Origin of the sequence: Methylobacterium haplocladii (assembly GCF_007992175.1) — a bacterium.
Classification (GTDB): Bacteria; Pseudomonadota; Alphaproteobacteria; order Rhizobiales; family Beijerinckiaceae; genus Methylobacterium; species Methylobacterium haplocladii.
On sequence record NZ_BJZT01000027.1, the window covers coordinates 66,593 to 76,554 of the forward strand.

Sequence of the window (9,962 nt, forward strand, 5' to 3'; positions counted from 1 at the left end):
CCCGCGTGTCACTTGACGAGGGGTGGCAGCGGTGGCGCGACTCCCGGCGGCAGCGCCGTGCGGGCCATGTTCAGGGTCATGGCGAGCAACGTGTAGTAGCCGTTGATTCCGGCAAGATCGATCGCGCCCTGTTCGCCGAATTTCTCGACGACGCGGGCATAGGTCGTGTCGCTTACGGCCTTGTTGCGGTGGAGTTCAGTCGCGAAGGCGTAGACGAGTGTCTCGTCCTCGCCCATCGCGTCGGGGCGCCGCCCCTCCCGCACCGCCTCGACGATGGCCGGATCGAGCCCGGCCTTCTTCGCGATCGGTTCGTGGATCTGCCATTCGAGCTGCTGGCTCCACTCCCGCGCCGTGAGCAGGATCGTGAACTCGCTGAGCTTGAGCGGCACCACGCTGTTGTAGCGCAGGTAGAGGCCCATGTTGCTCGCGTTCAGCATCAGCTGCGGGCTGCGCAGGAGCGGCACGAACGGGCCGAAGACCGGCACCTTGCGGGCCGCGAGAAACTCGTCCGAGGCCTTCTTCTGGGCCTCGGTCTGTTTGTCGGCAGGGATCTCCGGCATCCGATCCTGCGCGAGGGCGGGGACGGAGGCCAGGAGGCCAATCGCGAAGGCCAGTCCGCAACGCAGGCGCATGTCCGTGTTCTCTGCCTCGTCGTTAGCCGGGTAGCACCGGCGGGTGATATTCCAGCGTGAACGCCAGCGCCCACAGCAGGAACAGCACCACCGGCAGGTGGAAGATCAGCTGCAGGAAGCTGAAGCCGACGATGTCGCGAGCCTTCAGGCCGAGGATGCCGAGCAGCGGCAGCATGAAGAACGGATTGATCAGGTTCGGCAGGGCTTCGGCCGCGTTATAGACCTGCACCGCCCATCCGAGATGCACCTTCAGCTCGTTGGCCGCCTGCATCACGTAGGGCGCCTCCAAGAGCCACTTGCCGCCGCCGGACGGCACGAAGAAGCCGAGCACCGCCGAATAAACGCCCATCGCCAGCGGGAAGCTACCCTGCGTGTTCAGCGCGACGAAGGCGTGGGTGATGACGTCGGCGATGCTGTGGCCGCCCGCATTCTTGGCGCCGGTGAGGATGGCGGCGATGGCGGCGTAGAACGGGAACTGGATCAGGATGCCGGCGGTCGCCGGCACCGCCTTGCCGAGCGAGACCAGGAAGCGCTTCGGCCGCCAGTGCAGCACGAAGCCGACCATCAGGAACAGGAAGTTGTAAGTGTTGAGGTTGGAGATCGCGACGATCCAGTCCTGGCGCGCGAATTCCTGGACCAGCCAGCCGAGGGCGAGCAGTCCGATCAGGATCGTGAGCAGAGGCGCATGCTCCAGCCACTCGCCGGGCTGGCGCGGGCCGCTGATCGCCTCCTCTTCCCGACGCGGGTCGATGCCGAGATCCTGTGCCGTGACGGCACTGTCGCGGCCGGGCGCGGAGGCGAGCGCGATCACCGCCGACATCGTGACCAACACGGCGGCGATCAACATCGACTGCCAGAGGAAGATCGTCTCGCTGAACGGGATCACGCCCGTGATCGGAAGCAGGCTCGGCGGCAGGCTTTTAGGGTTGGCCTGAAGCTGCGCCGCCGAGGAGGACAGCCCCATCGCCCACGTCGCGCCGAGCCCGAGATAGGCGGCGGCGCCGGCCGCGCGGTAATCCATGCGCAGGTCTTCGCGTCGTGCCAAGGCGCGGGCGAGCAGTCCGCCGAAAATCAGGCTGAGGCCCCAGCTCAGCAGCGAGGACAGCATCGTCGCGATGGCGACGAGGCCGACTGCGCCCCGCCCTGTCTTCGGCAGCCGGGCGAGCCGGTCGATCAGCGCCTGCACCGGCGGCGAGGTCGCGACGACGTAGCCGCCGATGGTCACGAAGACCATCTGCATGGTGAAGGGGATCAGGCTCCAGAAGCCGTCGCCGAAACTCTTCGTGACGGCCTGAACGGGAGCGCCGTTGAGGAGCGCGGCCCCTGCCACGATGACCACGGCGATGGCCACGAACACGAAGGCGTCCGGGAACCACTTTTCCGCCCATTCGGTGAAGCGCAACGCGAGGCGCGCCAAAGCGCCTTCCTCTCGTCGCGAGACCGGTGTGGGTTTGTCGTCGTTCCTTGGTGTCCGCTGCACGTGCTCGGCCATGGTCGTCCTCCCCGGACCAGCATAGGCGCCGGAACCGGAGCGGCCTCAAGGGACAATGACGTTCAAGTCGTCCGAACCGCCAGGAATTCCACGGCCTTCGCCTGATCCGCCGTGAACACGCCGGCCGTCAGCGCACCGCCGTAGACCGCGCCGGTATCGAGATTCGTCCGGAAGGCCCGGACGTCAGGCGTTCCGTTCGACAGCGGCGTATGACCGTGGACGACGTGCCGGCCGAAATCGTGATCTTCCGAGAGAAACGGCTCGCGCATCCAGAGCCGCGTCTCGACGTCGGGATCGGGCACCTCCGCCTCCGGCCGGAAGCCGGCATGGACGTACCAGCGCCGCGCGTCCTCGTGCAGGGTCGGCAGCGCCTCGATCCAGTCGAGCACGTCCGTCGGCAGATCCTCGGGACCGTCGGCATCGAAGGACGCCAGCGTCTCGGCGCCCCCGTTCTGGAGCCAGAGATCGAGAGCGCCGCGCTCGTGCAGCGTCTTCAGCAGCATAGCCTCGTGATTGCCCATCAGGCAGACCACGGCTTCCTCCTCCCGCCATTGCAGCTTGCGCAGGGTCTCGACCACCCGCGCGCTGTCCGGGCCGCGATCGATGTAGTCGCCCAGGAAGACCAGGGTCCGCGCACGGCCCGCCGCGTGGCTGTCGATCTGTTCGAGGAGAGCGTCGAGGAGATCGGCGCAGCCGTGGATGTCGCCGATGGCGTAGGTGAGCATGACCGTGTTCATCCGGCGGGCCATTCGTTCGGCGGCCAGTCGCGCGACGTATGGATGATGTGCAGAACGGCTACCTGTTCGCCATCACCCTTCGGCACCAATTCGTGGGCGATGACATAGGGCAGCCGCGGCAAAGATTTCTCGAAGGTGCCATCGACCCGACCAGGGCGCCCCGTCGGTACCTCCGCGAGAGCTTCGCCCGCTGCTCGTAACGTGGCGGCGACGGTCCGAGCGGCGCTTGGGTTGTCACGGGCAATGTAGCGCGCGATTGCAACGAGATCGGCCCTCGCGGTCGGCGACCAGACAACCTCCCGCCTCATCTCGCGATCCGTTCCGCCTCCTTGCAGATCACGGTTTCGACCTCGCCGAACACCTCGTCCGTGCTGAGCCCAAGGCCTGCCCGAATTTCTGCGCGGCCCCGTTCGATCGCATCGATGACGGCGAGTTCGCGATCGACGTATGCCGCGACGGCATCGCCCGCGAGAGCGCCACTCGTCCGCCGCGTGTGTCCCGCCAAACGCTCGAGCTTGGTCGTCGTCTCATGGGGGAGATGGACGGTGATCGTAGAACTGTCCGACATCGCCTCGAGCCTTCGATCTGCCGAACGTATCACGACGTGAAGCCTTGAGCACGCGGATCGTCCTGCCAGTATCGGGATCATCGCCCGACAGCCCTTGCCCCGGTATGCGCGAGTATACCGGGGCAAGGATGAGATTCGGTCAATTCAACGTCGCCCCCACCGGCCGCCGCTCACCGCCGACGCTCACATCGCCGATCATCAACCCAAGCGGTCCGAGCCGCACCGGCACCGCCTCGCCATCGTGGAGCTGCCCGGAGAGAAGCAGCTCGGCGAGCGGGTCCTGAACCGTCTTCTGGATCACGCGCTTCAGCGGACGCGCGCCGTAGGCCGGATCGTATCCCTGGTCGGCGAGCCAGCCCTCGGCCTCCGCGTCGACGTCGAGGGCAATCTTGCGCTCGTCCAAGAGCTTCTGAAGCCGGGCGAGCTGGATCTTGACGATCGCTCCCATCTCCGACCGCGCGAGGCGGTGGAACAGGATGATCTCGTCGATCCGGTTCAGGAATTCCGGCCGGAAGTGCCCGCGCACGACGCCCATCACTTCCTCACGCACGACGTCCGTGTCCTGCCCGGCCGGCTGGTTGACCAGAAACTCGGAGCCGAGGTTCGAGGTCATGATCAGCAGCGTGTTGCGGAAGTCGACCGTGCGGCCCTGCCCGTCGGTCAGGCGCCCGTCGTCGAGCACCTGCAACAGGACGTTGAACACGTCCGGATGCGCCTTCTCGACTTCGTCGAACAGCACGACCTGATAGGGCCGCCGCCGCACCGCCTCGGTGAGCGCCCCGCCCTCCTCGTAGCCGACATAGCCCGGAGGCGCGCCGATGAGCCGGGCGACCGCGTGCTTCTCCATGTATTCCGACATGTCGATGCGCACGAGTGCCGTGTCGTCGTCGAATAGGAAGCCGGCGAGTGCCTTGGTCAGCTCGGTCTTGCCGACGCCGGTGGGGCCGAGGAACATGAACGAGCCGATCGGCCGGTTCGGATCCTGCAGCCCGGCGCGCGCCCGGCGCACGGCGGTCGAGACCGCCTCCACCGCCTCGCGCTGGCCGACGACGCGCTTCGCCAACGCGTCCTCCATGGCGAGCAGCTTTTCGCGCTCGCCCTCCAGCATCTTGTCGACGGGCACACCCGTCCAACGTGAGACCACGCCGGCGATGTGGGCCGGCGTCACTGCCTCCTCCATCATGCCGTCGCGGTCCGCAGCGGATTCGGCCGCGGCCTCGATCTCGGCGAGCGTCTTCTCCAGCCCCGGGATCACGCCGTAGGCGAGTTCGCCCGCGCGCTGGTACTGGCCCTGGCGCTGCGCGTTGGCGAGATCGGTGCGGGCCTCGTCGAGCTTCTTCTTGAGGTCTGCGGCTGCGCCGAGCTTGTCCTTCTCCGATTTCCAGCGAGCCGTGATCGATGCGGATTGCTCTTCGAGCTCCGCCAGCTCCTTCTGGAGGCGCTGCAGCCGGTCGCGGGAGGCCGCGTCGGTCTCCTTCTTGAGCGCTTCGCCCTCGATCTTCAGCCGCACGATCTCGCGGTCGACGTTGTCGAGTTCCTCCGGCTTCGAATCGACCTGCATGCGCAGGCGCGAGCCGGCCTCGTCCATCAGGTCGATCGCCTTGTCGGGCAGGAAGCGGTCGGTGATGTAGCGGTTCGACAGGGTGGCGGCTGCGACGAGCGCCGAATCCTGGATGCGCACGCCATGGTGCTGCTCGTACTTTTCCTTCAGTCCGCGCAGGATCGAGACCGTATCCTCGACGGTCGGCTCGGACACGAAGACCGGCTGGAAGCGCCGGGCCAAAGCCGCGTCTTTCTCGACATGTTTGCGGTACTCGTCGAGGGTGGTCGCGCCGACGCAGTGAAGCTCCCCGCGGGCGAGCGCGGGCTTCAGCAGGTTCGAGGCATCCATGGCGCCGTCGGCCTTTCCGGCGCCGATCAGCGTGTGCATCTCGTCGATGAACAGGATGATGCCGCCGGCCGCCGCCGTGACCTCGGAGAGCACGCCCTTCAGCCGCTCCTCGAATTCTCCGCGATATTTTGCGCCGGCGATGAGTGCGCCGAGGTCGAGGGCGAGCAGGCTCTTCTCCTTCAGGCTCTCGGGCACGTCGCCGTTGACGATGCGCAGAGCCAGGCCCTCGACGATCGCGGTCTTGCCGACGCCGGGCTCGCCGATCAGCACCGGGTTGTTCTTGGTCCGCCGCGACAGCACTTGGATGGTGCGGCGGATCTCCTCGTCGCGCCCGATCACCGGGTCGAGCTTGCCTTCGCGGGCGGCCTCGGTGAGATCGCGGGCGTATTTCTTGAGCGCGTCGTAGGCGTTTTCGGCCGAGGCGTTGTCGGCGGTGCGGCCCTTGCGCAGCGCATTGATCGCGGCGTTGAGCGAGGCCGCGGTAACGCCGGCGGCCGCGAGGGCCCGGCCGGCCTCCGTGTCTTTCTCGACGGCGAAGGCGAGCAGCAGCCGCTCGACCGTGACGTAGCTGTCGCCGGCCTTCTCGGCGGCCTTTTCTGCGGTGTCGAACAGGCGCACGAGTTCACGCGTCGCCTGCGGCTGCGCGGCGTTGCCGGAGACCTTGGGCTGCTTGGCGAGCCACTGCGCGATCTGCGCCTGCGCCACCTTGGACTGGCCGCCGGCCCGGTCGATCAGACCTGCGCAGAGCCCTTCCGTATCGTCGAGCAGCACCTTGAGCAGGTGGCCCGGTGCCAGCTGCGGATGCCCCTCGCGCATCGCCAGCGACTGCGCCGCCTGAATGAAGCCGCGGGCCCGTTCCGTGTATTTCTCGAAGTTCATGCATCAAACCCTTTCCCGGATCGGACGCGTTGCCCGGCCTGTCGGCACAACCCGCCCGATGCGACATCCCGCGAGGTTGGCCCCGCCGGGATACCGGCGCCTCGCGAGGCCGCCGATGAGAGAAATCTGGTGTTGTAAATTCGCGACACAAGGGGTGTCGGTACGGCGATCGCGTCCGCGGCAAACGCTGCTTTGTGACTTGCCGCGCAGCCATGCCGGGACTAGCCGGAGCACATGAACCGACCCCCGGACATCCGCATCGCGCAGCTATACCGCTACCCCGTGAAGGGCTTGTCCCCCGAGCGCGTGCCTTCCGCCGAACTCGAGACCAGCGGCTACTTCCCCGGCGACCGGCTCTACGCGATCGAGAACGGGCCGTCGGGCTTCAACGAGGTCGCGCCGCGCCACCTGCCCAAGATCGTCTACCTGATGCTGATGCGGAACGAAGCGCTGGCTCGGCTGGACACCCGCTTCGATGACGCTTCCCGTACGCTCACCATCGCGCACGCAGATCGGTCCCCGGTCTCCTGCGATCTCGGCAGCCGCGAGGGGCGCGATGCGCTCGCCGCGTTCCTGAAAGCGTTTCTGCCGCACGAATTGCGCGGCGAGCCGCGGGTGCTGGAGGCGCCGCCGGGCTACCGCTTCACCGATTCCCGCACGGGGTTCGTGTCGTTCATCAACCTCGCCAGCGTCCGCGCGATCGAGGACTTCGTCGGCTCAGCCGTCGATCCGCTGCGTTTTCGCGGCAACGTCTTCCTCGACGGACTCGAGCCCTGGGCCGAGCTCGGTCTCGTCGGCCGCATCATCGCGGCGCCGGGCGGCGCGCGGCTCAAGATCAGTGCGCGGACGCAGCGTTGCGCGGCGACGAACGTCGATCCGCAGACCGGCATCCGTGATCTCGCGATACCGCGTGCGCTCGGCGAGCGGCTGGGCCACACGGATTGCGGCATCTATGCCGAGGTCATCGCAGGCGGCACCCTGCGCGAGGGCGACGCCCTCGCGCTCGACGGCTGAAGCGCCACACCTTCGAAGGGCTCAGTGATCGACCGGCTCGGCCACGGCGGCGAGCTTGGTGCGGCGCTCGCAGGTGACCTTGAGGTAGCGCCCCTCCCCGCCCGGAAGGCCCGCCGATGCGGCGGAGGCCTGGGCGTGCATCAGGCATTCCATGGCCGAATGCGCAGGCGCGACGATGATGTCGAGGGCGGTGTCGCGCGAGCAGTCCACGGAGGAGAGCGTGGTCGCGCAGACGAGGGCGACGGCGAGAAGTTCAGGCATGACGGACCCCATTTTCGTGTTGCGAAAAGGTCCGCGGCGTTGCTCGGGCGTGCGAGTCACCGCGTGGTCGTTGCCTGGGCGTCCCCCTCTTGTCGTATCGTCTTGCGGGAATCTTAGGCAGAGGCCGTGCCAAACCTGCCTTGCCATTCCCGTTCGGGGACCTCGCGTGTCATGCATGACACAGCGCGCGAGGGGTCGAGGGGTCAGTCGCGAGCCTTGAGCCAGGCCGGCTCGGGCTCGCTGCGCGGCATCAGGGCGGCGACCGCGTCGAGGTCGACGGTGAAGCTCTGGGTAAGACGATTCCAGATCTCGGCCTGCGACGGCGCGTTCTGGCCGAATGCGTGGAGCGCGCGCGCCAGGAGGTTGGGGCTGGTCAGGGTCGGGCGCGGGGTGAAGAGGTCGGTATCGAGCATGGTCGTGTTCCTGGGCGACAGGAACATTCTCCGCGCGCATGGTTAATCCGCGGTTAAACCTGCACTTTTGTTAAGGCCATTCTGCCGTCGGCGAGACTCGTCTGCGCCTGAGCAGTGCCTATTCCGATCCGTTCGCCTCGGGTCCGACCGCGCCGAAGATCGGAACGAAGGCCGCCCGCAGGGCCATGTCGACCTCGTCCATCGAAACGATCCGTCCGAGATCGGCGAGGCTGGTGACGCCGTGCATCCGTACCCCGCACGGGACGATGCCCGAGAAATGCGCGAGATCCGGTTCGACGTTGAGGCTGATCCCGTGCAGGCTCACCCAGCGCCGGACGCGGATCCCGATCGCCGCGATTTTGTCCTCGACGCCCTCGCCCTTCTCCGGACGTCGCACCCAGACGCCGACCCTGTCCTCGCGGCGCTCGGCGCGCACGTTGAACGCGTCGAGGGTGGCGATGAGCCAGGCCTCCAGGCTCGCCACGTAGGCGCGCAGATCCTGCCGGCGGCGGCTCAGGTCGAGCATCACGTAGGCCACGCGCTGGCCCGGCCCGTGGTAGGTGTACTGCCCGCCCCGCCCCGTCCGATGCACGGGAAAGCGCTCCGGCTCGACGAGATCGGCCTCCTGGGCCGAGGTGCCGGCGGTGTAGAGCGGCGGATGCTCCAGCAGCCAGACGAGTTCCCGCGCCTCGCCCCGGGCGATGGACGCCGCACGCGCCTCCATGGCCTCGACTGCCGCGTCGTAGCCCACGAGCGCATCGCTCACCCGCCATGCCACCGGCGGCGCGCCGGGCACGGGCAGGAACGAGGCCGGGCTGACCGCGAGGCGCCGGGTGGATTCTCGTGGGCCGGTCGACGCGTCGTTTACCAAGGCTTCACCATAACGCGCCGAAGGTCTGTGCTGGCGTAGTCCGAAAGGCCGTTCCGTCCAACGGTCAATCGTCGGCCAACGCCTCGCCGCCGGCACGGCGGTGATCCTCGCGGCATCGGCCATGAGGACCAGACAGACAGGAATCGGTGCGTGGCCGTTCTCGAAGACCTCAAGGTCGATCTCAAGGTGGTGCTGGGGCGCAGCCACATGCCGCTGCACATGCTGCTGCGCATGGGCCGCGGCGCCGTGATCGAGCTCGAATCCACCGAGACCGACATGGTCGAGATCCTCGCCAACGACCACCCGATCGCGCGCGGCCAGATCGTGGTGACCGGCAACCGCATCTCCATCGAGGTGACCGAGCTGATCCGCAAGGCGTCTGTGATCCGCACCCCGGGCGTCACCATCGGCGAAGGCGAGGTTCCGATCCTCGATCACGCCGACGGTCGCATCTGAGGCAAGGGGTTGATCCAGGTGCCGACGCGCGATTGGCCACGCTAAAGCCGAAACCGCGCTTGTGCCTTCTGAAACCATCTGGTACTCGCTGCGCCGCTCACACGGGCTCACCGGCCCCGCTCGCGGCGCTGGCCCGGGACATGTGGCGAGCGGCCATGGCGGAATTGGTAGACGCGCTAGCTTGAGGTGCTAGTCCCGCGAGGGGTGGAGGTTCGAGTCCTCTTGGCCGCACCAACCTGACGGTTGGTGTTTTTTCTGGATCACGCTTCCGACGATCGAGTGCAGATCCTGCCCTCGGAGGCGAGCGCGTAGCTCAGCTGGTAGAGCAACGGACTTTTAATCTGTAGGTCCTGGGTTCGAGTCCCAGCGCGCTCACCACATTCCGTCGCACTTCCAATGCTTTGCCGGGTATGGACTTCGGGTCCGAAGCCCGCCTGCGTCCAAGTTCCTGGACGCCGAGCGCTCGGCTGGATAGGTTGTCCCGTGCTCGACCTCGATCTCGGGCCAACAAAACCGTGATCGCAAAGCTGGTCGTTCCGGCTCGATGACAAAGGCATCGTCATCCCTGGGCGCCGGAGGCCAGCCCTGGACCCAGTACTGTCGACCGATCTCAGAGAAGCACGCGCGGCTCTGGAATCCGGGTTCCGCTGCGCGGCTCCGAAATGACCGCGCGGGTTTGTCGAAGCCGGCCTCGCAAAGGCATCGACCCGAGTTCGGAGCCCCGCTCCCCCCGCCGCAAGGGCTAGCT

Annotated in this window: 11 protein-coding genes and 2 tRNA genes; 4 read left to right on the top strand and 9 right to left on the bottom strand. The window is 67.3% G+C overall.

The window, feature by feature from the left end; translation table 11 throughout:
* Positions 1–8: 8 nt before the first annotated feature.
* The 6 genes from MHA02_RS12710 to clpB all read right to left on the bottom strand — a co-directional run bounded on the left by MHA02_RS12710 (position 9) and on the right by clpB (position 6,199).
* Positions 9–632, bottom strand: coding sequence for a carboxymuconolactone decarboxylase family protein (locus MHA02_RS12710; RefSeq protein WP_147079159.1), 624 nt, complete (start codon positions 630–632; stop codon positions 9–11).
* A 22-nt stretch (positions 633–654) separates the two neighbouring features.
* Complete coding sequence (locus MHA02_RS12715; RefSeq protein WP_147079161.1) at positions 655–2,124, bottom strand: short-chain fatty acid transporter; 1,470 nt, start codon at positions 2,122–2,124, stop codon at positions 655–657.
* 62 nt (positions 2,125–2,186) lie between these two features.
* Positions 2,187–2,861, bottom strand: coding sequence for a metallophosphoesterase family protein (locus MHA02_RS12720; protein ID WP_147079163.1), 675 nt, complete (start codon positions 2,859–2,861; stop codon positions 2,187–2,189).
* Positions 2,858–3,169 (bottom strand): type II toxin-antitoxin system RelE/ParE family toxin, encoded by a 312-nt coding sequence (locus MHA02_RS12725; protein WP_147079165.1) that lies wholly within the window; start codon positions 3,167–3,169, stop codon positions 2,858–2,860. Before MHA02_RS12725 ends, MHA02_RS12720 begins: the two co-directional genes overlap by 4 nt.
* Entirely contained in the window at positions 3,166–3,429 is a 264-nt protein-coding gene (locus MHA02_RS12730) for a CopG family ribbon-helix-helix protein (RefSeq protein ID WP_147079167.1), read from the bottom strand. The genes MHA02_RS12725 and MHA02_RS12730 overlap by 4 nt, the downstream gene beginning before the upstream one ends.
* 139 nt (positions 3,430–3,568) lie before the next feature.
* On the bottom strand, positions 3,569–6,199 hold the full coding sequence (gene clpB / locus MHA02_RS12735) for an ATP-dependent chaperone ClpB (RefSeq protein WP_147079169.1): 2,631 nt from the start codon (positions 6,197–6,199) through the stop codon (positions 3,569–3,571).
* A 234-nt stretch (positions 6,200–6,433) separates the two neighbouring features.
* Between clpB and MHA02_RS12740 the strand changes: the two genes are divergently transcribed.
* Positions 6,434–7,213, top strand: a complete 780-nt coding sequence (locus MHA02_RS12740; RefSeq protein ID WP_147079171.1) for an MOSC domain-containing protein — start codon at positions 6,434–6,436, stop codon at positions 7,211–7,213.
* Between the two features lie 21 nt (positions 7,214–7,234).
* Here MHA02_RS12740 and MHA02_RS12745 read toward each other — a convergent pair whose 3' ends face one another.
* The 3 genes from MHA02_RS12745 to lipB form a co-directional block, all read right to left on the bottom strand.
* A complete protein-coding gene (locus tag MHA02_RS12745) occupies positions 7,235–7,474 on the bottom strand; it encodes a hypothetical protein (protein ID WP_147079173.1) in 240 nt (79 codons plus the stop codon).
* Positions 7,475–7,677: 203 nt separating this feature from the next.
* Positions 7,678–7,887, bottom strand: a complete 210-nt coding sequence (locus MHA02_RS12750; protein ID WP_147079175.1) for a hypothetical protein — start codon at positions 7,885–7,887, stop codon at positions 7,678–7,680.
* Between the two features lie 118 nt (positions 7,888–8,005).
* A complete protein-coding gene (gene lipB, locus MHA02_RS12755; RefSeq protein WP_147079177.1) occupies positions 8,006–8,758 on the bottom strand; it encodes a lipoyl(octanoyl) transferase LipB in 753 nt (250 codons plus the stop codon).
* Positions 8,759–8,908: 150 nt separating this feature from the next.
* Here lipB and MHA02_RS12760 point away from each other — a divergent pair, with 150 nt between their 5' ends.
* The 3 genes from MHA02_RS12760 (at position 8,909) to MHA02_RS12770 (ending at position 9,592) form a co-directional block, all read left to right on the top strand.
* Entirely contained in the window at positions 8,909–9,214 is a 306-nt protein-coding gene (locus tag MHA02_RS12760; protein ID WP_147079179.1) for a FliM/FliN family flagellar motor switch protein, read from the top strand.
* A 149-nt stretch (positions 9,215–9,363) separates the two neighbouring features.
* A tRNA-Leu gene (locus tag MHA02_RS12765) sits at positions 9,364–9,448 on the top strand.
* A gap of 68 nt (positions 9,449–9,516) precedes the next feature.
* Positions 9,517–9,592: transfer RNA gene (locus MHA02_RS12770), tRNA-Lys, on the top strand.
* Positions 9,593–9,962 lie beyond the last annotated feature (370 nt).